Source organism: Novipirellula galeiformis, from assembly GCF_007860095.1.
GTDB classification, from domain to species: Bacteria; Planctomycetota; Planctomycetia; order Pirellulales; family Pirellulaceae; genus Novipirellula; species Novipirellula galeiformis.
The window spans coordinates 63,968-89,987 of sequence record NZ_SJPT01000005.1 but is presented as its reverse complement, the minus strand read 5'-3'; the positions used below and the strand labels follow the sequence as shown (position 1 = coordinate 89,987).

The window sequence follows — 26,020 nt, the reverse complement described above, 5'->3', positions numbered from 1 at the left end:
CCCAAACGGCTAACCGTAAGGGAAGGGGCGGACTGGCGAACGACCCTTGCCGTCCTGAACGATCCTTGACCGCCAGGACAAAGGATCGGAAATTCTTCGGGACGATGGAGTCCCTTACGGGATCAACCAGAATGCTCCGGTCATCACGGCGGCTTGATTCAAACCGCCTCGCAAACTGATCGGTACCGGTGGCTTGATCCACGGAGCACAGTTGCCGGGGCGATAGTAGCCGAGTGCGTATTGGCATTCGTTCGGAGCGTGAACCCCCATCTTGTAAGGCAACACCGCGATGTTGACAAAGAAGTGGGCAGACGAAACCACGGGTTCCCACAGCGGTCCACGAGTGTGCCCGTAACGCTCAAGGTTGACGTCCTCGAAGTACAACGGCTTGTGACACAAGTTAGATGCTTTCCAGGTCATCGTGGTGTTCTGCCACGATCGTTCAGTGTAAGCGACTTGTTCGATCAGACATTCCTTGGGAAGTCCCCAGTTGTCAGAGATGTACGCCAAGTCGGCTTCGCTGAGTTTGTTGATCGAAATCTCTTCGGTGGTGCCGTAACCGGTCTGCACCACAACCTTCTCGTAGGCCAAGTCAACCAAGCGACCCGAGGCGAGTGGCCGTCCCTCGATCGAACGCCATTGTCGTTCGCTTTGGTTCTCGTCGAACTTGGTTTTCAGTTTTTCGTATTCGGATTCGCTAATCACATCAGGCCGGAACGGGGGGCTGATGTCTAACGACAATTTGTCGATCGTTTGCGATGCGATACGCTCGCGGAAATCTTCGCACGATAAAGCAGACGTTTGCTTCAAAGTGTCATCCGCGTCGTCGAATTTCCCTACTCCATCTTCCTCGCGTCCGCCGAGGCGAGATTTCGTTTCGCGTTCGAGTTCGCCTTGCTTCGAGCGATCATCGGCCGCTCGTTCACCGAACGGATTTTCAAATTTCCCCTTTCGATCCGAGGGAGAATCGGGGGTATCGCGTTGTGGGGTGGGTAGCGGTTGAACGTTGCCTTCGGGCTGCGTCGACGGTTTGTCCTTCAAGAACTCTCGCAGAGATCGTCCATCGTCCGCAGGGGCGGTTCGGGGATTGGCTTGACGCGGTTTGGGCGTCATCGCATTGGGATCGGGCAACGGCTCCAGCACCGAGGGAGGATTCGACGGAGCGTTCGGCAGCGAGGGCGACGCATCGCCGGCATCGCCACGCAATTGATTCATTCGCGGTTCGCTCGAACGTTCTGGGGTTGCCGCCGAGGGAGGCGCCAAGCTCGGATGACGCGGTTTCGTCTGACCTTGCTGAGGTTTCCCAGCACCGAAGGGGTCTTCAAAGAAGTCGGTTTTGGGTGCCGGCGTAGGGGACGCGCTGTCCTGGGACGGTGGCAATGCAAAACCGCCGTTTTGCTGCGGATGGACAAGCATCGTCGTTTGTGCGATCGACGCATTCGCAGCCGCAGGAGCTCCCGCAGCCACAGGATTGACGCTGCGAATTGGACGAAGCTCTACGGCGGTGGCGACCTGTAATGGCTCGTTTTCGAGTCGCCCTTGAGTCGTGGGGGGCGTCATCGCGGCGGCACGGTGCGTGGTCATGCTGCGATCCACCCCGCGCTGCTCCGCGACCCCGTGGGTGCGTTGGGCTGTGACGCTGCCGCGGGCGACCACCGTTGCTTGGGGCGCTGGTGGCATCGGAGTCACTTGAGGTGCTTGTTTGACCACCGGCACATCGTCCGCGAACGGATCTTGGCCTGCGAAATGGCGATCCACTGCGTCGCGGGCCGCTGCATTTCGCGGTTGTGGCGCCGACTTGGGATTGCGGCCCCACTTCAGATTCCAACCATCGTGAGTTGGGTTGTGGGCGGGCGCCGGAGTGGCCGGCGGGACGGTTCCCATTTTGGGAACCGGACGAAGGTTGCCGTAGCCTGCGGGCGACTGGCTGTGTGCCGCTGGAGCGTTCCAAGCGGCGAGCGTCCCGGCACTGGCAATTAAGATTGCCAGGCTAGTTCGTTTCGCCTGATGAAACATCAGGGCTGTAATTTGGCGCTTCCTGGGTGATCGCAATGTCATGCGGGTGGTTCTCCCTAACCGTTGCTGCGGAGACGCGAATGAATCTCGCATCGTGCCGCAACTCATCAATCGTCCGTGTTCCGACGTATCCCATCCCCGCTCGCAATCCGCCGACCAATTGGTAGACGTAATCGCTAAGAGGACCCTTGAACGGCACGCGGCCTTCGACGCCTTCGGGGACAAGTTTGCCCGCCTCGGCGCCTTTTTGCCGATACCGATCACTGCTTCCTTTGACCATCGCACCCATCGATCCCATCCCTCGGTAGGACTTAAACGTCCGTCCTTGGTACAGGATCATCTTGCCCGGACTCTCGGTCAGGCCTGCGAACAGACTTCCGATCATTACCGTGCTCGCACCAGCCGCGATGGCCTTCGTAATGTCACCGCTGAAGCGAATGCCGCCGTCCGCGATGACAGGTATGTTTCTCTCTTCGGCGATCTTGACTGCGTCCAAAATCGCTGTGATCTGAGGGACTCCGACTCCGCTGATGACCCGCGTTGTGCAGATCGAACCTGGGCCGATGCCGACTTTCACCGCATCGGCACCCGCTTCGATCAAATCGCGAGTCGCTTCGGGGGTGGCCACATTCCCGGCCACGATCTCGATGTCCCAATCACGTTGGTTCTTAATTTCTCGGACGGTTTCCATCACGTTCTGACTGTGCCCGTGAGCCGAATCGACTACTAGCAAATCAACGCCTTGTCGAATCAAACTCTCGGCTCGATCAAAATCACCGACTCCGATCGCCGCTCCGACCCGCAATCTGCCGAGCGGATCTTTGCAAGCACGCGGATATCGCTTCATCATGTCGATGTCACGAATCGTTATTAACCCCGTCAGTCTTCTATCTTCGTCAACCAGGAGAAGTTTCTCGACTCTTTTTGCCGTTAAAATTCGCTCAGCTTCCTCAAGCGTTACATTCCCTACAGCCGTCACTAAGTTCTCATGCGTCATAACTTCCGAAACGGGGAGGTTTGGGTTCTCTAGGAAACGGAGGTCGCGTCGCGTCAAGATGCCCGCAAGCTTGCGATCGGCGTAAACGATGGGGATTCCCGAGACATTGGCCTGGTCCATCAATTCCGCCGCCCGACTGACCTTCTCTTCGGGGGGGAGGGTCACGGGGTCAACAATGATACCATTGGCCGAACGCTTTACTTTCAGCACTTGCTGGGTTTGGGCACGCGGAGACAGATTCTTGTGGATGATCCCCATCCCGCCTTCTTTTGCGAGCGCGATCGCCATTTCGGCTTCGGTGACCGTATCCATGGGCGAGGAAAGGAGAGGGATCTGAAGCGAGATTCGGTTGGTCAGCCGACTTGTCACATCCACTTCGCTGGGGACAACCTCGCTGTAGCGTGGCAGCAAGAGGACGTCGTCGAAGGTGACGCCGAGTTTGCCAATTTTGTCTTCCGTCATCTGTTTTACCGATTACCTAGAGCGTTCAGGCAGGGCATGCGACCTGTTGGGGAAAACCCCTGATTATGCCGCACCAAGCGGATTTGGTGTAGGGCCTGCTAGATAGGGTGTCTGAAACCTCCCGAACCGCTGCGCAATGGTTGCGATTCACCAGCCAAAGTCCGCTGTTTTCCGCTGCCGATCCGCCTCGACGGCTACGGTGATGTCGCAATTTGGTTTGCGAACAACGTCGCAAGCGTCATTACCATCGCATTGGGGTTGCCCACCGTCACCTCGGGGAACACCGAAGCATCGACCACCGAGAGCCGCTCGGTACCGATCACCGACAGGTTCGCGTCGACGACGCGTCCGAGTCCACAAGTCCCGACGGGGTGATAAAGCGTTTGAGCGTATCGCGAGATCGATTTGACGATTCCCTCGTCGCTCGTCCGTTTGGATCCAGGAAGCAGTTCTGGCCCGATCCAGTTTTGTAGGGGGAGCTGCATGGCAATCGCTCGCGCCAATTTCACCCCGGCGATGGTCGTTTCGACGTCTTCACGATCGGCCAGGTAATTGGGATCGATTTGCGGCGGGTCGCTCGCATTCCGCGATCGGATCGCGACGTGACCACGGGATGTTGGTTGGGTTGCATTGACCGCGATCGTCATGGCCGATGCGGCATTGGGCTGCGGAAAGCGGAGGTAGTGCGTCGGAGTGACATGAATTTGAATGGCATCGTTGGCAAACAAGCCACCCGCTTCGGCGATATTGGACGTCAGCGGACCTTGGCCGAGAACTTCAAATCGCGCGAGGTCTCGGGGCGAAACATTCAAATCAAAGCGAGTCCCGGCATCGATCGAAAAGATGACGGGCATCACGAGATGATCTTGCAGATGCTGGCCGACGTCGGGGGCGTCCAGCCACGCTTTGACTCCGGCATCTCGCAAGCCATCGCGAGGCCCAATTCCGCTTCGCATCAAAATCGTGGGACTCGCGATACTGCCAGCCGACAAGATGACTTGTTTGCTTGCGGAAATTTGCGTTCCATCGGCGAGCTCGACCCCGATCGCTCGGTTATCGCGAAACCGAATCCGATCGACGGTGGCTCGGATCGTTTGCACGCCGGGTGAATTCAGTAGCAGTGCGGCGGGGGTCCAGCGGCGTCCATCGCGATTCATCCTGGGGTAGGCCATCGCATGGCCCAACGGGCTGGCCGCCCGTAGAAACCGCTGTGCCGGTTCGCTAATCCAGCGTGCGGGTTCAGGTTGCACCAAACGCTCGGCGGATTGGTAAGCGGAACGCAGCGATTCGGTCGACCAGCGAGCGTCGGCGGCGGCCGCCGAAAATCGCTTGAAATCGTCGTGCGTCGGCGGAAACCAGATCATCGCATTGATCCGGCTGCTGCCGCCCATGCCTCGGCCCCGGGGGCAATTCAGCGCTCGGCCGGCGAGCGACTTGGATGCCACCGTGGCGTAGTCCCAATCATTGGGGCCGGCCAGCAATTTCAACCAGCGAGCGGGCCGAGTCCGATCGATTTCGGGCGCTAGGAAGGTTTGGGGCGTCTCAATCGTCGCCGGCTCAATCAGCGTGACCGAAAATCCGTGCTGATCGCTCAACAGGTGGGCGAGAGTACAGCCCGCCGATCCGGCACCGATAATAATGATGTCACTGGGAAGCATAGAAACAGGAGCATCCAAATTTGAGCCAGTTGGCAATAGGCGATGATTCGTTTGTTGATTACGATTTGCGAGATCGATTCCTTATACCGCCCCTATTCAATCCCAATGCTGCTATGAATGCGTCCGCAAAATCTAACGCCGTGCACCGATTCATTGGAATTCCGACCGCTCCGCCAGACTCCATTCTGGGGCTGACCGAAGCTTTTTTGGCGGACAAGAATCCTAGCAAGATGAACCTCAGCGTCGGGGTTTACAAGGACGCATCGGGCCAGACGCCGATTTTGAAGTGCGTCAAGGAAGCTGAACGACGTTTGATCGAGACCGAGGCGACCAAGGGTTACCTGTCGATCGATGGCTTGCCGGACTATCGCGAACAAGTCCGCTCGTTGGTGTTTGGCGACTCGATTGACGCGGGCCGCATTGCCATTCTGCAGACCCCCGGCGGCACCGGTGCGCTGCGTGTCGCAGCCGATTTCATCGTCGCTCAACTTTCGCCAGCGCGAATCTGGATGCCATCACCGACGTGGGCAAACCACCCGGCTATCTTTGCCGCTGCGGGACTGGCAAGCGAAACCTATCGCTACCTGGGAAGCGATCGCACCTCATTCGACCTTGCTGGGATGCTCGAAGACTTGAATCAGAAAACAAAGCCGGGTGACGCGGTGTTGCTGCATGCGTGCTGCCACAACCCGACGGGCGTCGACCCCACCCCCGAAGACTGGAAAGCGATCGCGAAGACGGTTGCCGAGCGTCAACTGATTCCTCTGATCGATTTTGCCTACCAAGGCTTTGGTGATGGCATCGAGCAAGACAAAGCGGGACTGCAAACCATTTTGGAAGCGGTCGACGAAGCCATTGTGTGCAATTCGTTCAGCAAGAACTTTGGACTGTACAGCGAACGCGTCGGCTCGGTTTGCTTGGTCGCTGCGGACTCGGAAACGATGAAAGCGGCACAAAGTCAGTTGAAGACGATTGTGCGTACCAACTACAGCAACCCACCGCGTCACGGCGGGGCGATCGTCGCCACGGTCTTGCAAGACGCTGAGCTGACGACGCTTTGGAAGCAGGAAGTCGACGAGATGCGCCAGCGGATCGATGCTCTGCGCCAGCAATTCGTCGAGACGATGAAGACGACCGGTGCAGGTCACGATTTCTCGTTCTTGCTCAAGCAAAAGGGGATGTTCTCCTTTAGCGGTTTAACCCCCATGCAAGTCGACGAGCTGAAGAACAAGCACGGCATCTACATCGTCGGCAGCGGCCGCATCAATGTCGCGGGCATGAGTGAAGCCAAAATGGACTCGCTATGCCAATCGGTTGCGTCGGTGCTGTAGCCGTTACCGGCAACGCGGTGAAGCATTTAGAGGCAGCAAATTACGGTATTTGCGTTTCGTAGCTACGCTCACCAGAGCGTGGAGGGTTGGCGTCCAATGCGATGCACCCCCTGCTGGCGAAGCTCGCTACCCGAAAATGCTTCACCACGGTGCGTTACCGGGCGCCTCGCTCTCGTGCGAGTCATCCCGGTTAACGCATTTTTATCATGGATGTCGCTCCACCGTCGCCAGACGATGGAGCACGCACTGGCGGTTCGTCGTACCCGCGTTCGTCGTACCCGCGTTCATCGTACCCGCCTCGGATTGCCGATGGCTTTCCAGTTACCCTCGAGTAGCAGGCACCCTCGAGTAGCAGGCACCCTCGAGTGGCAGGCACCCTCGAGTGGATGGGGCCTATCAAGCTGAAGGTCCTTCGCTTGGCAAATGCCTTGCACCCCTCCCCGGTGGGCTCTGCAGCGGAGTCCCTTTCCCAACTAGACTGAGCCGCTTAGGCTTCGATCCCATTTGCATCAGCCATCGTTGATGATCCCAGTCCGATTTGCCGCTTGCTGGCTTTTCAAGACCACGGGGTCGATATTCCTAACGTGTCGAGATTGCTTAGCGGCGACATGACGTTTGTCGTCTTTAGAGTCCTTTCCTCTGCAAGAGTCGAAAGGGCCTCCGGGGCTGGTGACGCTTTAAGAATGCAATGACGGATCGAACGGCAAAATTACCGACAGCATCTCAGGGCGACCACCGCCTGAAGGTGCTCATTGTCAAAGAGTCGCATCAAGATGCTGAGTTGCTGATTCAAGCACTGACGCGGACGGAGTTGAGGGTGCAATGCACTCATGTGGTGACAAAGTCCGATTATCAGGCGGCGTTGAGTTCATCGCCCGATCTCATTCTCGCTGATTTCGCTTCGTCGCAATTCCGCGAGCTCGAGACGCTCGATTTGATGCAGTCGCGTGAGCACTGGGTCCCCTTTATTTTTGTCTCCACCACCGGCGGTGAGGAGAAAGCCGTCGCCGCGATGAAAAGCGGCGCTGATGACTTCCTCGTCCAAGCCGACCTTCAACGCCTCGGCAATGCCGTGCGAGAGGCGCTTAGCAGCCATCGATTGCGAGCGCAGCGTCCAGCGCTGGAGCAACAACAACACAAGCAGAAGCAAGCTCTCAGGGAACGCGTCAACGAGCTAGCCACCCTGCATCACGCTTCCAGCTTGTTGCAACAAGACGACCAGCCTCTGCCAACGTTGATGCAACGATTGGTGGATTCACTTCCTGCAGCGTGGCAATTCCCTGAAATCGCCGCAGCGCGCGTAACGCTCGATGACCGGGAATATGTCAGCGCTGGATTTATGCTGACGCGTTACCGCCAAACAGCCCGTTTTAATACTGGGGGTGGCCGACACGTCTGCGTCGATATCGTCTATTTAGAGCCTCCCACGGTCGTGACAGCTAGGGATGCGGCAGAGGTTGTGGACGCGGCAGAGGTTGTGGACGCGGCTGAGACGTTTTTCTTGGCCGAAGAACGCGAATGGCTCAAGACGCTTTCGGGAATGCTACGCAACTCTCTGGAACGGCGAGAAGCAAAGCAAGTTCTCGATCGTGATTCTCTCTTGCTCTCCCAGGTCCAAGACGCAGCGATTGTGACCGACGTGGCGGGGCGCGTTACGTACTGGAACATCGGAGCGACGCGTTTGTTCGGCTGGACCGCCGAGGAAATGCTGGGGCAACCGTTAGCCCATCGGTATCCGGAGCCGAAACGCGACTGGATCACTCAACAAATCCAAGAACGATTGTCCGGCCAGGATTGGAAGGGTGAATTTCGCGATTGGCGCAAAGACGGAACGCGGGTCTGGATCGACGCCAATGTGACTCGCTTGGTCGATCAGGAGGGAGACGTTGTAGGGGTGCTGAGTATCTCGCGTGATATCACCGCACGTAAAGAATCCGAAGCGGCGGTCGAGTCGGGGGAACGTCGTTACCGAGATCTGGTGGAATCCTCTCACGATCTGATTTGGACCATTGATGCGGAAAGCCGGATCACGTTTATCAATCAGGCCGCCAAGGCGATTTACGGCTGGGATTCGTATGAATTAATCGGCAAGTCGTTTTTGGAATTTGTGACTCCCGAAAGCTTCGATGAAACATTGACAACGTTCATCACGTTGGTCGAAACGGGAACAGAGCAACTCAATTATAAATGTGGGGTGTTCCGCAAGGATGGCAGCGTGGTGACGCTCAGCACGAATGTGCGAGCGCTGCGCGACCCGCAAGGGAAGATCACTGGATTGTCAGGCATCTCGCGAGACCTGACGCAATGGATGAACGCCACGGACGAGCTGCGGGAACGCGAGGTTTTGTTGTCCAATGCCGAACGTATCGCCAACATGGGCTGCTGGGATATTGATCTTCGCCTAGGAACGTTCCAGGGGTCTGCTCAAACCTTCGAGCTCTTTGGCATCGCGTCGGAGCAATGCAGCGGTTCGCTGGAATGTTTGATGGGACGCGTTCATGTCCAGGACCGTGAGAGAGTGTTGGCATCGTTATCACGGACCGATTCGGACCAACCGTACGCCGAACATGAGTTTCGAATTCAGCGTCCAAACGGCGAAATTCGCCTCGTGCGTGAGCGTGGAGAGATGGTCCTTGACGAAACCGGCAACGCCATTCGCCGACTGGGGGTGATCCAAGACATTACCGAACAAGAGCAGAATATCGTTGCCTTGCGAAATAGCGAGGAGCGTTTCAAGTTGGCGGTCGATGGTTCCAGCGCAGGCATCTGGGATTGGGATATTCAAACTGGCGAGCTTTATTACTCGCCACGCTTCAAACAGTTGCTTGGTTATTCCGACGATGAATTTCCTCACGTTTTTTCTTCCTTTGCCAGCGCCCTACATCCCGACGATAAGGATCAATTCAAGTCCGCGATCGAAGCGCACTTTAACGGGAACAAACCGTATGACACCGAGTTCCGCTTGCGCACCAAGTCCGGTCACTATCGTTGGTTTAACGCTCGGGGCGATGCGCTGCGTGACGAGACCGGAAAGCCGTATCGAATGGCGGGCTCGACGCTTGACATTCATGTCCAGAAAAAAGTGGAGCAAGACCTGCGAGATATTCGCGGGAAACAGCGTCAGTTGATTGAACAACTCGAGGTCAAACAAGCAAGACTTTCGGAGGCGCAAGCGGTCGCGAAAATCGGCAGCTGGGAGACCGACTTGAGGACGATGACGGTCTTTTGGTCGGACGAAACGTACGCGATTTTTGGCAAGCAGCCGGAATCATTTGCACCGACGCATGCGAACTTTCTCAAACTCGTTCATCCCGAGGATCGCAAACGTGTCAATGATGCGCTGGTCCAATCGCTTGACTCGGGAGCGTCGTGTAAGATCGAACATCGGATTTTACTCGAAAATGGAACCGAGAAATGGGTGGAAGAGTTTTGGCGGGCATCGAATGATGACCAAGGGCAACCCGTCTATGCGATTGGAACATGTCGTGACATTTCGGAAGCCAAGCGAGCCGAAGAAAAACTGCACCGACTCAATGAAGAACTCGAATCACGCGTGGAAAAAAGAACGGCCGAACTGTTGGAAAGCAGTCGACGCCATCAAACGCTGTTAGCCAATCTTCAAGGCATGGCCTATCGCTGCCGCGACGATGCCGATTGGACGATGGAATTTGTCAGCGAAGGATGTCGTGATCTGTTTGGCATCTCGCCCGAGGAATTGACGCAGGGGCATTTTCTATATCCAAGCTTAGTCCATCCCGACGATTTAGCGCAGGTCGCCGCCGTATTTGCCTCCAAGTTGCAAGCACGCCAACCGATCCAACACGAGTATCGCATCCGAACTCCCGACGGCCAAATGAAGTGGGTTTGGGAGCAAGCGCGAGGCATTTATGATGAACAGGGGCGAGTCGAGGCAATCGAAGGCTTGGTCTCGGATATCACCGATCGTAAGCTTCGCGAGTTGCGTGAAAACCATCAGAGCCAGCTGTTGAGGATGTTGGCGGCGGACGAGTCCCTCGACGCTTGTCTCAAAAAAATCGTCTCGAGTGTGGTCGCCGAAGACACGGCACTGATGTGCAACCTGATGCTGACCGACCGCTCCAAAACCTCCCTGTCAAATCGTGCTGCGCTGCATTTGTCCCAGGACTACTTACAAGCCATCGACGATTCAGAGGTGCAAGCACACGGATCGCCATTTTGCCGGGCGGCGTTCACGAAGCGACAAGTGATCGTCCACGACATGCAAAGCGAATCGCCGTGTCACGCTTGGGCAGATCAGGCTCGACAAGCCTGCATTCGCTCGTGTTGGTCCATGCCGATCCTCAGCGTCAATGACGAGTTGCTGGGGACCTTAAGCGTTTACACCGACCAGCCGCGGAAACCGAGTGTGCGTGAACGCGAATGCTTGGAATGGGCCACGGAACTATCGCGTCTTGCGATCGAGCATACCTTTGCGAAACAATCGCTGATCGATAGTGAAGCCTTCAACCGGGTCACACTCGACGCGTTGTCCGCCCACATCGCGGTGCTCGACTCACGCGGAGAAATCGTCGCGACGAATCAAGCTTGGAAGCGATTTGCGAAGACAAGTTGCACGGAAGTTCAAGGGGTTAGCGAAGGCAAAAACTACTTCGAGATTTGCGCTGCTGCGATCGACCAGGGGAATGAAGATGCGAGAAAAGTCCTGGCGGCGGTGCGCGAGATCGAAGCAGGAAAACGGGATTCATGGAGTTTCCAATACACCTGTCATTCCTCTCGAGAGCAACGTTGGTTCCAGCTCCGCATGAGACGGATTTACGTCAAGGGCGAAGTACATATCCTGATGGCCCATGAGAACGTGACCAGCGTCAAGCAATCCGAAGCCGCGCTGCGAAGCGCCGTCGTGCACGCGGAGGAGGCAAGTCGTGCTAAAAGCGATTTCTTGGCAACGATGAGTCACGAGTTGCGCACGCCATTGAACGGCATTTTGGGCATGAACGAATTGTTGCGTACAACGACGTTGACGGGGCGACAACAACAATTCGTCGAAGCGGGCTACAAGAGCGGACAGCGATTATTGGCGCTGATCGACGACATTCTCGACCTCTCTAAAATCGAAGCGGGCAAACTGGAATTGGAGCCGCGTGAATGTAAGTTGGCTAAAATTGTGGAAGACGTCGTCGCTGCCAACGCTCCGCTGATCGCGGGCAAAGGGTTGGGGTTGGATTGCCTGCTCTCACCCGAGCTCGACGCCATCGTTAGGTGTGACGATCACCGCTTGTGTCAAATCTTGGCGAATTTGCTGAGCAACGCATTGAAGTTCACCACCCGGGGCGGAATCACCTTGCGGGGCGAACAGGTTTCACGGACGGGGACAACGGCTCGAATTCGAGTTTCGGTTACCGACACCGGGCTCGGGATTCCCGAGGACCGCATGAACCGTCTGTTCAAAGCCTTTTCACAAGTCGACAGTTCAACCACCCGGCAATTCGGCGGGACGGGACTGGGGCTGTCGATCTGTATGCAGTTGGTTCAGTTGATGGAGGGCGAAATGGGCGTCCGCAGCCGGCACGGCCAAGGGTCCACGTTCTGGTTCGAAATTCCCGTCGAGATCCTACAAGAAAATATCCACCTCACTTCCCCCGCAGGGTCACCGCGCACGGCGCAGGGGGCGCCGCTTCACTCGCCTGCGTTCTCGGCCCATATCTTGGTGGCCGAAGACAATCTCACCAACCAATTTTACATCAGCGAATTGCTGAAACATTTTGGTTGCACCTGTGAAGTCGTCACCAATGGTGAGGAGGCCATCGAGGCGATCGGCGAACATCACTACGATCTGATTTTGATGGATTGTCAAATGCCCAAGATGGATGGTTTTTCCGCGACGCGTGAAATCCGCAAACGCGAACAAGCCGTACCGCTGTCCCGCAGGATTCCGATTGTGGCCTTGACCGCGAACTCGCTCGCAGGCGATCGCGATCGTTGTCTCCAGGCCGGGATGGATGACTACATCAGCAAACCGGTGCAAATCGCGCAGTTGCAAGCCATCGTCAGGGAGCTGCTCGGCGCTCCCTCGGGAGAGGTCGCCCCGTAGCTCCATTGACGCGTCAACCGTCGGCAACGTTTGCGGCTGGGCAAGTCGTTATAGCCACGAAGGGGGAGAGGGATTCGGTTTATACAGGCTGTCCGTTTGATTCTGTCGCGCGACGAATGGTCTGACGATCAACTCTCTTTACGAGGCCATCGGTCACGTGTTGGTAATCCCGGTTGCGGTGATCTCCAACACGAAATCGTTGGAGCGTTGCAGATCACCTGAGGCTTGTCGCACGGATGCGGCGAGGGGAACTGCACGCCCCTCGGGCTCACTTGATTACTCGAAGTGCGTGTGATGAAAAAACGAACTGCTCGTCTTGCTCTCCTAATGGCCATTTTGGGCGCGCCTGCTGCCATGGCCGCCGACTTTAGTGTCAACAATCCCAATGACTCCGGTACCAATTCGCTGCGTTGGGCGATCGAACAAGTGAACGCCGCCGGTGCCGGCAACCACTCGATCACCTTTTCAGGCGGGTTGGATCCGATTGAGTTGGCATCGAATCTGCCGAGGATTGAGGGGAGCGGGCAAACGATCACGATCAATGGCGCTGGCAATACGGTCTCGGGGAACGAAACCTCGCGGTTGTTCTTTGTCGCCGCTGGGGATGTTACGATCGAAAATATCACGCTCAAAGATGGCCTCGCCGCGGGCGGCAAGGGGGGTGATGGAATGGCTGGCGGCGGCGGCGGCGCGGGGGCCGGCGGGGCCTTGTTCGTCAACTCCGGTGCCAACGTCGTTGTTCGCGGCGTCACGCTCGATAGCAATGCCGCCAAGGGAGGCGATGGCGGAGTAGGAAGCCTCTCTCCTCGAGGTGGCGGTGGTGGGGGTGGATTCCACGGCGATGGTGGCAGCACGACCGACTATGGCGGCGGTGGCGGAGGTGGATTCGAAGCCGAGGGCGGCAGCAGCAGCACCACCACCGGCGGCGCCGCTGGTGTCGATGGCGGAGGAGCGGGTGGCGATAGCGGTGCCGCTGGGGCCAATGGCGGTGAGTTTGGGGGCGGCGGCGGAAACGGCGCGAACATCATGGCGGTCAGTGGCAACGGCGGCGATTTTGGCGGCGGCGCCGGTAAAGGCAGTGGCACGGGCGGCGACAGTGCCCCCGGAAGCGGCGGCTTCGGTGGCGGCGATGGAGGGGCAACCTATTACGGCGGCGATGCGGGCGATGCCATGGGCGGCGCGATCTTCGTCCGCAGCGGCGGTTCGCTCTCGATCGTCGATAGCAGTTTTTCCGACAATACGCTGACCGCCGGAAGCGGTGGCGCAGGAAGCAATGCGAGTAGACGTGGAGCCGACGGGGAAACGATCGGAGCGGGCATGTACCTGCACACCGGGGTGACCGCGGGCTACGAAATCAGCACCGGATCGACGAGCATGAATGACGAGATCGGCGGCAGCGGGTCGCTCGAGAAAACCGGCGCTGGCGAACTCGTTCTCTCCGCAGCTAATACTTACACCGGGGGCACGACGGTTTCGGGCGGCAACTTGCAAGTCAACTCGGCCTCCTTGCCCGGCGACGTGACCAATAACGCCAGCGTCCAATTCAATCAAGTCAGCGATGGCACTTACTCCGGTGTCATCTCAGGAACAGGGAGTCTGACGAAAACGGGCTCCGGCATACTGACGCTCAGCGGCGCAAGCACCCACACCGGAGAGACCACCATCGATGCCGGTCGGCTGGCCGTCAACGGATCGCTCGCCGGCAATGCCATCGTGAACAGCGGGGGCGAATTGGGCGGCAGTGGAACCATCCACGGTAACGTCGTCAACAACGGCATCTTCGCCGCCGGCAACTCGATCGGAACGATGACCATTGGGGGCGATGCCACCTTCAATTCCGGCAGCAGCACCGTGGTCGAGATCCAAGCGGCGGCCACGCCGGTCGCCGGCACCGATAACGACTTGATCACCGCCGACACGGCTACCATCAATGGAGGCGATGTCTCAGTGCAAGGAGCTGCGGGGACCTACACCGGCGGAGCTAAGTACACGTTCCTGCAAACCCACAGTGGCCTCGCCGGTGTGTTCGATTCGATCAACGATGACCTCGCCTTCTTTGATGCCGAACTGGGCTACGATTCGTACTCGGCGTTCTTTACCCTGGTCGCTAACAGCACCGACTATGCGTCGGTGGGCGGCTCGGGGAATCGTCAATCCGTGGGAGCCTACATCGACCAAAACTCCACTGGCGCCAGCGGTGACTTCGCCAGCGTGCTCGATGCGTTTAGCATGCTGACGACGGCCCAAGTGCAAAGTGGACTGGGCCAACTGAGCGGCGATGTTTACGGCAGCGGATCGCAGGTGATGATCCAAGGCACAAGCCAGTTGATCGGTACGATCGGCGGCCAATTGCGTGCGGGTCTATTCAGCGGTGGTGGAGCCAGCGGAGGCGGCTTCGCCAGTGCCACGCCGTCAACAAGTCCCGCCGCATCCGCTTCGGACTCCGGCGTTGCCTTGGTCAGTTATGTCGAGGCTTCGCAAACGCCTTGTGATGTGCTGATCTCGCCGACCTGCCGTGCCGCCTATCACTGGCGCGGCTGGGTAACCGGTTACGGACTGGGCGGCTCGGCCGAGTCCGATGGCAACGCTGCGGGGATCGGTTACGGATTGGGCGGAACCACGTTTGGAATCCAGCGCGATCTCGGCGACAACGCTCGCCTTGGCTTCTTCGGCGGTTACGTCGGTTCGTCGGTCAGCGCCGACAACATGAACCAAACCGTGCGCGCCAACGGCGGCAACTTTGGCAGCTATCTCACTCACACCTCGGGTCGTCATTACGGGATCGCACTGGGCGGTTTGCAGTTCGACGATTTTGACAGCGATCGTACGATCCAGGTCGGCGGATTGACTCGTACCGCAAGCGGCGACGCGGACGGATGGCAAGGCTTTGCCTATGGCGAACGCGGCTTGAATTTGCAATTGACTCGTTCGCACCAGTGGCAACCGTTCGCTGGGCTGCAATACGTCTACGCTCGTCAAAACGGGTTTACTGAAACGGGCGCCGGATCGATGAACTTGGCGATGGCGGGCATCGATACACATTCGCTGCGCAGCAACTTGGGCAGCCGTTTGCAGTGGCAGCCATGGACATCGGCTCGTGGCTGGGCGATCACACCGGAGATTCGTGGCAGTTGGATGCACGAGTTCTTGGACACCACGTCGGTCGTCAACGCCCAATTCGCCGGTGTCGGCGGTGCGGGCTTTAGTGCTAACGGATTGGACCTGGGCCGTGACTGGGCGATCGTCGGTGGCGGTTTCGCGGCACGTCCGAGTGACCGCTGGGAATTGCGAGCCGATTACAACACCCAGTTCAACGACCGGCAAGTCTTCCACGTCGGCTCGGGAACGCTCAGCTACGCTTGGTAAAGCCAAGCGTGGCCGGTTCCCACCGGCCGCGGGGGTTGGTTGCACGACGTAATCGGTGAAGCGTTGGGGGGGGGAGGGCCGGTAGGAACCGGCCCTCCTTCCACTCAGGGATTCATCGCATTGGACTCGGTAATTTGTGATGGTTGTCAAATTGATTCTACGGAGTGCCTTACCTTGCGACGATTAATCTCGCTATGAGGGCACTCGGTCGCGTGCTTGAGATTCACAGTCATCAGCGATTTCCGACGCGACGCAGGACGAATACGTGATAGACCACCCTGGGAATCGTCGCACGGATGCGGCGAAGGGGGGAGTAAACGGTCCCTCGTATCTCCTTGATCGACCGACTTTCGCGCGATGAAAAAACGAACTGCCCGTCTTGCTCTCTTCTTGGCCATTTTGGGTGGCCCTGTCGCCATGGCCGCTGATTTTAGCGTCATCAATCACAACGATACCGGTGCCGGATCGCTGCGAGCGGCGATCGAAAGCTTGAATGCCGCCGGTGCTGGCACGCACTCGATCACCTTTGCAAATGGCTTGGATCCTATCGCGCTGGCGTCGAACCTGCCGATGATCGTGGGGACCGATCAAACGATCACGATTCATGGCGCCGGAAACACGATCTCGGGGCAGAGCACCGCACGCTTGTTCTTTGTTGCCGATGGCGACGTCACGATCGAAAATGTCACGCTGAAACAAGGGCTCGCCGACGGCGGTGACGGCGGCGTTGGAATGGGCGGTGGTGGTGGTGGCGCCGGGGCCGGTGGCGCGTTGTTCGTCAACTCCGGTGCCAACGTCGTGATTCGTGGTGTCACGCTTGACAGCAATGCCGCCAAAGGCGGTGACGGAGGAAATTCAAACACAAATGCTGCAGGTGGCGGCGGCGGGGGTGGTGGATACGCGGGAAACGGTGGGGTTTCAAGCGATCAAGGTGGTGGCGGTGGAGGAGGATTTGATGGAAATGGAGGTAGTGCAGCCGACCAAGGCGGTGGTGGCGGCGGTGGTGTCACAGGCAATGGAGGCGATGCAAGCGCTAGCGCTGGGGGGGGTGGCGGTGGCGGTGGAATTGGAGACGGCGCATCCACTGCTGACAACACCGGTGGCGATGGCGATGGTGGCGCCGCAGGCGGCACCGTAAACAACAAGGGGGCGGCAGGCAATCCCGGCGGTGGGGGGGGTGGGGGCTTTGCGGCTGGAGGAAATGGGGGCGTTTATGGCGGTGGCGGCGGATCCGGTGTATTCGGCGGGGCTCCCGCCGGCAGCGGCGGCAGCTACGGTGGCGGCGGAGGTGGAGGCACCGAATCGTCAGGAGGAAATGGCGGTGAATTTGCTGGCGGTGGCGGTGCTGGTGTTGATGCAGACAACGCCGGCGACGGCGGTGACTTCGGCGGAGGCGGCGGAGGAAACACTCCGGGCAGTGGCGGGTTTGGCGGAGGCGATGGTGGGGGAATCTTCAGTGGCGGTGACGCCGGCGATGCGATGGGCGGTGCCATCTTCGTGCGCGAGGGGGGAAGCCTCTCGATCGTCGACAGCTCGCTCTCAGGCAGTAGCTTGACCGCCGGAACCGGTGGGACAGGTTCCCTTGGCAATGGCGCCAACGGCCAAACCATCGGTGCGGGGATGTACCTGCACACCGGCGTCACTGCAGGGATCGAAGTCAGCACCGGATCAAAGACTCTGGCCGACGAGATCGGCGGCACAGGATCGCTGCAGAAGACCGGAAGCGGCGAACTCATTCTCTCGGCTACCAATACTTACACCGGTACCACTTCGATCAACGCCGGACGACTAGTCGTCAACGGCTCAATCGCGGGCCACACCATTGTCGGCGCAAATGCTGAACTGGGCGGCAGCGGAACCATCACCGGCAATGTCGTCAACAATGGCACCTTCGCCGCCGGCAACTCGATCGGAACGCTGACCGTCGGGGGCAACGCCACCTTCAATTCCGGCAGCAGTACCGTAGTCGAAATCAAACCGGCGGCCAGCCCCGTCGCCGGAGTCGACAACGACTTGATCATCGCCGACACCGCCACCATCCACGGCGGCGATGTCTCGGTGCAAGGGGCCGCAGGCACCTACACCGAAGGAGCCAAGTACACGTTCCTGCAAACCCACAGTGGCGTGAGTGGCGTGTTCGATTCGATCACCGATGACCTCGCCTTCTTTGATGCCGAACTAGGTTACGATTCGTACTCGGCGTTCTTTACACTGGTCGACAACAGCACCAATTTTGCCTCGGTGGGCGGCTCGGGGAATCGTCAATCCGTGGGAGCCTACATCGACCAAAACTCCCGCGGTGCGAGCGGCGATTTCGGCAGCGTGCTCGATGCGTTTAGCATGCTCAGCACAGCTCAAGTGCAAAGTGGACTGAGCCAACTGAGCGGTGATCTCTACGGTAGCCAGTCTCAAGTGACGATCCAAGGCACAAGCCAGTTGATCGGCACGATCGGCGGCCAATTGCGTTCGGGGTTGTTCACCGGTGGTGGATCCAACAGCAGAGGTTTCGCTAGTGCCATGCCGTCCCCAAGTCGCGCGGCGGCCACAAGCTCGGGTTCCGGTGTCGCCTTGGTCAGTTATGTCGAGGCTTCGCAAACGCCTTGTGACGTGCTGATCGCGCCGACCTGCCGTGCTGCTTACCACTGGCGAGGCTGGATGACCGGTTACGGTCTGGGCGGATCGGCCGAATCCGATGGCAACGCCGCAGGAATTGATTACGGTTTGGGCGGCACCACGTTCGGAATCGAGCGTGATCTCGGCGACCATGTCCGCCTTGGCTTCTTCGGCGGTTACGTCGGTTCATCGGTCAGCGCCGATAATATCAACCAAACCGTCCGCACCGACGGCGGCAACTTTGGCAGCTATCTGACTCACACCTCGGGTCGTCATTACGGAATCGCAATGGGCGGTTTTCAGTTCGACAATTTTGATAGCGACCGCACGATCCAAGTCGGCGGATTGACTCGTGCCGCAAACGGCGACTCGGACGGCTGGCAAGGATTCGCATACGGCGAACGCGGCTTGAATCTGCAATTGACTCGTTCACACCAATGGCAACCGTTCGCAGGGCTGCAATACGTTTACGCTCGTCAGAACGGGTTCACTGAAACCGGCGCGGGGTCGATGAATTTGGCGATGGCGGGAATTGACACGCATTCGCTGCGCAGCAACTTGGGCAGCCGTTTGCAGTGGCAGCCATGGACATCGGCTCGTGGCTGGGCGATCACACCGGAGATTCGTGGCAGTTGGATGCACGAGTTCTTGGACACCACGTCGGTCGTCAACGCCCAATTCGCCGGCGTCGGCGGTGCGGGCTTCACAGCCAACGGTCTGGACCTAGGCCGCGACTGGGCGATCGTTGGTGGCGGTTTCGCAGCGCGTCCGAGTGACCGCTGGGAATTGCGAGCCGATTACAACACGCAGTTCAACGACCGCCAAGTCTTCCACGTCGGCTCGGGAACACTCAGCTACATTTGGTAGAGGCAAGGGACCGGTTCCCACCGGCCGCAGGCGTTGGGTGTACGACGTGATCGGTGAAGCATTGGGGGGGACGGCCGGTAGGAACCGGCCCTATCTTCCACCCCAGCCGGCATGCCCCTGGGGAAACACCTTCAAAAAATCCTTTAAAAAACCGCTGTCCCATTGAAACGGGGTTCTGGGTTAGAATCGGGCCATTGATGGTTCCCATTTAACTGGAGATTCCCCGCGTGCCTCCCGAAGTCCGACGTGCATTTCTCGTAGTTGCTGGTCTGGTGGTGATCGTTGCGGTCGCCTGGGCGTCGCGATTTGATGCCACCGCTCCCGCTGATTTTAGCCTGCAAAACGGGAGCGATCCCAAAACGATCGATCCTGCGCGGGCGACCGGCAACATCGAGGGCCGAATCATTTTCGAGCTATTCGAGGGACTTTTGGCGATGATGCCCGAGGGCGACCCTGATCCGGTGACGGGATTACAGGCGATGACCCCTCATCCTGGAGTGGCCGAATCGTATGACGTTTCGGACGATGGCCGGACCTATACCTTTCATCTTCGCGATGATTCATTCTGGACCGATGGCACGCCGGTCACCAGTCACGATTTCGCTTGGAGCTGGCACCGGGTGCTGCATCCGGAGACCGCTAGCGAGTACAGTTTCCAATTGTTTGCGGTCCCCTACGCCGAGCAATACGCCAGCGGCGTGGTCGAGGTTGGCGACCGTGTCGAAGTCGAGCTTTGGGATCGCCCGCTCGACACGCCCAGCGAATCGAGCCAACAAAATTTCCCTCGCGGCACGATGCGGTACGGGACCTTGCGTGAAATTGTCAAACCTCCCGAGCCTACCTTCGCGGAGACGGTGAGCGAGAGTGATCGCGAGGAAGCGATGCTGGATTGGCAACAACAATGGGTCTACAAGGTCGATGTGGCGAAAGAGGACGCCAACGGCGAGGTGCACTGGGACGCCGACGTGCAATCACAAACCTTTGCGGTCGACCCGAATTCGTCGGTGGCGAGCGCCGAGACGGTACGTTGTCACGCGGTGATGGTGGCGTTCGGAAAGCTGGGCGGTTTGGAAACGCCCGATGACCGCACCTTCATCGTCCATTTGAAGGACGCGGTTCCGTATTTTCCTAATTTGGCTGGGCATTACACCTTGTTTCCCGTAAACCGAAAGTGTGTCGAAACCTACGGTTCGCCGATGTGGACGAAGGCCGAGAATATCGTCACCAATGGGCCTTACAAACTGGGGTTTCGCCGATTACGGGATCGCTTGCGATTGATCCAAAACGAGGACTACCACACGGTCAACTCGAAGGGGTTCAAGACCGTCGATTTCCTCTCGATGGAAGGCCAAAACACGGCGCTGAACATGTATGAAACGGGGCAAGTCCAGTGGGTCACCAGCCCGCCGACGGCGTTGCTCGAAGAGTTACAAAGCCGCGAAGATTACATTACCGCGCCGCAATTGTCGGTCTATTTCTATCGTTTGAACGTCGCTCGTAAACCGTTGGATGATGTGCGGATTCGCCGTGCGTTGGCCAAGGCGATCAACCGCGAACAGATTGTCGAACAAGTCACCAAGTCGGGCCAAATCCCCGCCTACACGATCGTGCCGCCTGGGCTCGCTCTGTATGAGAGTGCTGATGGCATCAAAGCGAACATCGAAGAAGCGAAACAACTCCTGACCGATGCGGGTTTCCCGGGAGGACGTGGCATTCCCAAAATGACATTGCTGTACAACACCAGTGAAGGGCATCGCGCGATCGCCGAGGTGATCCAGCAACAGCTCTTGAATAATTTGAATGTCAAAGTCGAACTGCAAAATATGGAATGGGGTAGCTTTCTCGACAAGACTCAGCAGAAGGATTACGACATCGCGCGGGCCGGTTGGATCGCCGATTATCCCGATCCCAATACGTTCTTGGACATGTGGGTTACCGACGGGCCCCAGAACAACACGAATTGGAGCAACAAGCAATTCGACCAATTGATTGCCGATGCCGCACGCGAAAGCGAACCCGCAAAACGCATGGATTTGCTGCGTCAAGCCGAACAGATTTGGGTCGACGAGATGCCGGTGATCCCGATCTACTTTTACACGTCGATCAACATGGTCAAACCCAATGTAAAAGGGTTCTTCCCCAGTGCCCAAGATTTGCATCCGTTGAAGCTATTGGAGTACCGACAGTGATGTTGGGTGGGGTTGGTAAACCAGCCCTGCGTCACTTTTTTACTTCATTACTTTTTCATTTCAGGCGGATGTCGCCGCAGGAGCGAACTCGGCGGCTCTCCCTCGGGCGTGGTCCCGCCAAGCTCAAACGAACAGGTTAGCGTCCACAAAGGATTTGCATGCGAGATTTACTTAGTTACATCATCAAGCGATTTTGCTGGATGCTGGTCACGTTGTGGATTGTCTACAGCGTTTCGTTTGTGTTGATGCGGAGCGTGCCGGGCAACCCGTTCAGCAGTGAACGCAATGTGCCGCCGGCGATCGAGCGTCAACTCAAGGCGCGTTACAACTTGGATGCGCCACCGTTGGAGCAATATGTTGACTACTTGGTCGGGATTGTGACCCGTTTTGACCTGGGTTGGTGTATCCGCTTGGAAGACTACAGTGTCAATCAAGTTCTAGCGGAGGGGTTTCCCGTTTCCGCATCGTTGGCGATTTTTGCCTTGGTATTCGCGATCATTCTGGGCGTGTCTGCGGGGGTGGTTTCGGCGGTCTATCGCGGTTCGTTTGCGGATTTGGGCATGATGGCGGCGGCGGTGCTGGGGATCGCGATTCCGAACTTCGTGCTCGCTAGTCTGGCGATTTTGTTGTTCGTGTTCGGGATCCAAATCTTTCCGGCGGGCGGCTGGGGAACGTTACGACAAGTCGCCTTGCCCGCGTTGTGTTTGGGGGCACCGGTTGCCGCCTACATCGCACGTTTGACGCGTGCCGGGATGTTAGAAGTTTTGACGCGGGATCACGTGCGAACCGCGTTTGCCAAAGGCTTGCCACGCCACACCGTGATCACACGCCATGTCTTGCCCGGCGCGATGTTGCCGGTGGTGTCCTATCTCGGTCCTGCCACCGCCAGCGTGCTTACGGGTTCGTTGGTACTGGAAAAAATCTTTGCCTTACCCGGCATGGGCAGCCACTTCATTTACGCCGCGACCCAGCGTGACTACACGCTCGCGATGGGGATGGTTCTCACTTACACCGTCATCTTGTTCGTCATGAATTCGCTAGTGGACATTTCCTACTCCATCATTGATCCACGGGTGAAGTTGCAATGAGTAGCGCAAACAAAAAAGAGCTAGATCGCGAGTTGTTGGAAAAACTGCTCGACGAATCCAAAGAGATCCGAGGCGTTTCGCTATGGCAAGACGCCTGGAACCGGCTGCGCCGTAATCGCACCGCGATGGCATCGATGGCATTTTTAATTGTGTTAGCGATTCTGGCATTGCTGACACCGTTGTTGCCGCTGCAAAGTCCGATCGACAAGGACCTGAATGATCGCCGGTTCTTGTCGCCCAACACTGGCGCCGTCGTGATGGGCAGCCGCGAAGGGTTGAAGTTTGCCGAGCGGAAATTGACGAGCGAGTTGGCGGCGTTTAATGCCGAAATTTCCGGATTGCAATTAGAGCGTGATGAAACGACCGATCTTGCTGAACGCGCGAAACTCACGGACGCGATCGCCGAACGCTACAAAGTCGAGCATCCCTTCAACCAGCTTTGGAACGAGTTGGGGCCCGTTTCTTGGCAATTGACTCGCGTGCGAGTGGCCGTGTTCGGCGATTATGCGATTCCCAGTTTGTTCGGCACCGATATCCTCGGCCGCGATTTATTGGCTCGCGTCTTTTGGGGCGCTCGGGTGTCGTTGATCGTGGGGATTGTGGCGACGCTAGTGAGTCTGTTGATCGGGGTCAGTTACGGCGCGATCGCCGGCTACTTTGGCGGCTGGGTCGACGCGGTGATGATGCGGATCGTCGACATGATGTATTCGATCCCGTTCATTTTTGTCGTCATTTTCCTGGTCACCTTTTTAGGCGAAGACAGTGTCAAGAAGCAATTAGACGGGATCGGCATCGACCAGATCACGATCTTCTATATCATTATCGGAGCGATTTATTGGTTGACGATGTCGCGCGTCGTGCGCGGTCAAGTGTTGTCGCTTCGGCACGAACAATTTGTTGAATCGGCAAGAACCGTGGGCGCGTCGCCGCCACGGATTATCTTTCGACATCTGGTGCCCAACGTGCTGGGCATCGTGATCGTGTATCTGACGCTCACGATTCCCTCGGTGATGTTGTTCGAAGCCTTTCTGTCCTTTCTCGGCCTGGGCGTTGCGCCACCGGATGTTTCCTGGGGATTGCTGCTCAACGATGGCGTCGAGGCGCTTTCGAGTGTGAAGTTATTCTGGTGGGTCGTGGTCTTCCCCGGCCTGGCCCTGGCGTCCACCTTGTTTGCCTTGAACTTTCTCGGTGACGGACTGCGTGACGCCCTCGATCCTCGGATGAAGAACCGAGACTAGGTAGGGTCCAAAAAGGGGCGGGCTAGCCCTTTAGAAAACAATCCATTTTTATGATATTCCCGTTTCCACGGAGAGGGTCAGCCCCCCCTTTTCCAACCGAGCTTAGATCCTGATGCCCAAACCTAACGATGCGCCGATCCTCGAGGTGGACAATTTGCAAGTCAGCTTTCGCACCGATGATGGCATCGTGCGCGCGGTGCGGGGAGTGTCGTTTGATATTCGGGCGGGCGAAACGGTTGGCATTGTCGGCGAGAGCGGTAGCGGGAAAAGCGTCACCAACTTGGCCTTGATGGGCTTGGTACCCAAGCCGCCTGGACGAATTGATGGCGGCAGGGCGATGTACGAAGGACGCGACCTGCTAAAAATGAATGAGTCGCAATTGCGAACCATCCGGGGGCGAAAGATCGCGATGATCTTTCAAGATCCGATGACGGCGCTGAACCCGTTGATGACGATCGAGCAACAATTGTGTGAGACCACACGGTTGCACCTGGGGTTGACCCAGAAACAAGCTCGCGCCCGCGCCGTCGAAATGCTCGAGCTTGTCGGGATCAGCTCGCCGGCGAAACGTTTGCGAGATTATCCACATCAATTCAGTGGTGGGATGCGGCAACGTGTCATGATCGCCATGGCGTTGTCGTGTGAACCCGATGTGTTGATCGCGGACGAACCGACGACGGCGTTGGACGTGACGATCCAGGCCCAGATTTTGGATCTGTTGGCGGATCTACAGAAGCGACGGGGCACCAGCATTTTGTTGATCACCCATGACCTGGGTGTCGTTGCTGGGGTTTGCCACCGGGTGTTGGTGATGTACGCCGGTCGCGTGGTGGAGAAGGCTCCGGTGCACGATTTGTTCGCCTCGCCTAAGCATCCTTACACGTTGGGATTGTTGAATTCGCTGCCGCGATTTGATCAAGAGCAAAGCAAGTTACTGCAAGCGATCCCCGGGCAACCGCCTGATTTGGCTCGCATTCCGGAGGGGTGTTCGTTCCGCGAACGATGCCCCTATTCCATTGAAACGTGCCAAACGATCGATCCCCCTTTGGCGCCGTCGGGTGACGGGCGACTGGCGGCCTGTTTGGTCGATGTGGAAACGACGACCCCTCGGGATTATGAGGTATCCAAGTGAGCGAAACTCCACTGCTTGATGTGCAAAATTTGAAGGTTCATTTTCCGTTCAGCCGGGGATCGTTGTTTCGTCCGGAACGGGGCGTGATCCGCGCGGTCGATGACATTTCGTTTCAGATCAAAGAAGGCGAAACGCTTGGCTTGGTTGGCGAGTCGGGGTGTGGGAAATCGACGACCGCGCGCGCGATCGTGGGGCTGGTGCCGCCCACCTCGGGAACCATCCGCTTGAACGGATCGAACATCAGCGGGTTGAACGACCGCGAGATGTTGCCCTATCGCCGCCAAGTACAAATGGTTTTCCAAGACCCGTTTGCGTCGCTCAACCCTCGCATGACCGTGGGCGGGATCATTGGCGAGCCGCTGGTGGTGCACAATTTGGCCCAAGGACGCGATCGAAAACTTGAGGTCATTCGCTTGATGGAATTGGTCGGGCTGAACCCGCGTTTTCTCAATCGCTATCCTCACGAATTCAGTGGCGGACAACGGCAACGGATCGGAATCGCTCGAGCCTTGGCGGTGCAACCTAAACTGATCCTGTGTGACGAACCGGTCTCGGCTTTGGACGTTTCGATCCAGGCTCAAATCATCAATTTGTTGATGGAATTGCAACAGCGGCTGGGGCTGTCGTACTTGTTCATTGCACACGATTTGAGCGTGGTGCGGCATATCGCCACTCGCGTTGGAGTGATGTATTTGGGACGCATGGTCGAAGTTGCCGAGGCGGCCGACCTGTATCGAGCCCCGATTCATCCTTATACCGAAGCGCTGTTGTCGGCGGTTCCGGTACCCGATCCGGTGGTCGCTGCGAAACGCGACCGGATCGTGCTCGAAGGCGAAGTCCCCTCACCGGACCGAGAGTATCCGGGCTGTGTGTTTGTCGATCGATGCTGGATTGCCGAACCGCAGTGTCGTGAAATACGTCCGGTCCTAGGCGATCATCCCCACTCGGCCGCTTGCCACGTTCGCTGCCCTGAGACGTCATAGCCAAACGCAA

General features: G+C 57.9%; 12 protein-coding genes. 9 read left to right on the top strand and 3 right to left on the bottom strand.

The window, feature by feature from the left end; all coding sequences use genetic code 11:
- Nucleotides 1–114: 114 nt before the first annotated feature.
- The 3 genes from Pla52o_RS14260 to Pla52o_RS14250 form a co-directional block, all read right to left on the bottom strand.
- On the bottom strand, nt 115–2,016 hold the full coding sequence (locus tag Pla52o_RS14260) for a hypothetical protein (RefSeq protein ID WP_146595305.1): 1,902 nt from the start codon (nt 2,014–2,016) through the stop codon (nt 115–117).
- Nucleotides 1,991–3,475: an IMP dehydrogenase gene (gene guaB / locus Pla52o_RS14255; protein ID WP_146595304.1), complete on the bottom strand. Its 1,485-nt coding sequence runs from the start codon at nt 3,473–3,475 to the stop codon at nt 1,991–1,993. The genes Pla52o_RS14260 and guaB overlap by 26 nt, the downstream gene beginning before the upstream one ends.
- Nucleotides 3,476–3,669: 194 nt before the next feature.
- Nucleotides 3,670–5,133, bottom strand: a complete 1,464-nt coding sequence (locus Pla52o_RS14250; RefSeq protein WP_146595303.1) for a GMC family oxidoreductase — start codon at nt 5,131–5,133, stop codon at nt 3,670–3,672.
- Between the two features lie 140 nt (nt 5,134–5,273).
- Between Pla52o_RS14250 and Pla52o_RS14245 the strand changes: the two genes are divergently transcribed.
- From Pla52o_RS14245 to Pla52o_RS14205, 9 genes are all read left to right on the top strand, one after another.
- On the top strand, nt 5,274–6,464 hold the full coding sequence (locus Pla52o_RS14245) for an amino acid aminotransferase (protein ID WP_146595302.1): 1,191 nt from the start codon (nt 5,274–5,276) through the stop codon (nt 6,462–6,464).
- Between the two features lie 688 nt (nt 6,465–7,152).
- Nucleotides 7,153–12,534, top strand: coding sequence for a PAS domain-containing protein (locus Pla52o_RS14240; RefSeq protein WP_146595301.1), 5,382 nt, complete (start codon nt 7,153–7,155; stop codon nt 12,532–12,534).
- A 294-nt stretch (nt 12,535–12,828) separates the two neighbouring features.
- A complete protein-coding gene (locus Pla52o_RS27710; RefSeq protein WP_261343349.1) occupies nt 12,829–15,900 on the top strand; it encodes an autotransporter family protein in 3,072 nt (1,023 codons plus the stop codon).
- A gap of 357 nt (nt 15,901–16,257) precedes the next feature.
- The gene (locus tag Pla52o_RS27705) at nt 16,258–19,380 is read left to right on the top strand and encodes an autotransporter family protein (RefSeq protein ID WP_261343348.1); all 3,123 of its coding nucleotides are present in this window, start codon (nt 16,258–16,260) and stop codon (nt 19,378–19,380) included.
- A 227-nt stretch (nt 19,381–19,607) separates the two neighbouring features.
- Complete coding sequence (locus Pla52o_RS14225) at nt 19,608–21,569, top strand: peptide ABC transporter substrate-binding protein (protein ID WP_146595300.1); 1,962 nt, start codon at nt 19,608–19,610, stop codon at nt 21,567–21,569.
- Between the two features lie 158 nt (nt 21,570–21,727).
- Nucleotides 21,728–22,657 carry an ABC transporter permease gene (locus Pla52o_RS14220; RefSeq protein ID WP_146595299.1) on the top strand — a complete coding sequence of 310 codons (930 nt, stop codon included), beginning with the start codon at nt 21,728–21,730 and terminating at the stop codon, nt 22,655–22,657.
- Complete coding sequence (locus Pla52o_RS14215; protein ID WP_146595298.1) at nt 22,654–23,895, top strand: ABC transporter permease; 1,242 nt, start codon at nt 22,654–22,656, stop codon at nt 23,893–23,895. Before Pla52o_RS14220 ends, Pla52o_RS14215 begins: the two co-directional genes overlap by 4 nt.
- 112 nt (nt 23,896–24,007) lie before the next feature.
- On the top strand, nt 24,008–25,027 hold the full coding sequence (locus tag Pla52o_RS14210) for an ABC transporter ATP-binding protein (RefSeq protein WP_146595297.1): 1,020 nt from the start codon (nt 24,008–24,010) through the stop codon (nt 25,025–25,027).
- Nucleotides 25,024–26,010, top strand: a complete 987-nt coding sequence (locus tag Pla52o_RS14205) for an ABC transporter ATP-binding protein (RefSeq protein ID WP_146595296.1) — start codon at nt 25,024–25,026, stop codon at nt 26,008–26,010. The genes Pla52o_RS14210 and Pla52o_RS14205 overlap by 4 nt, the downstream gene beginning before the upstream one ends.
- Nucleotides 26,011–26,020: the final 10 nt, after the last annotated feature.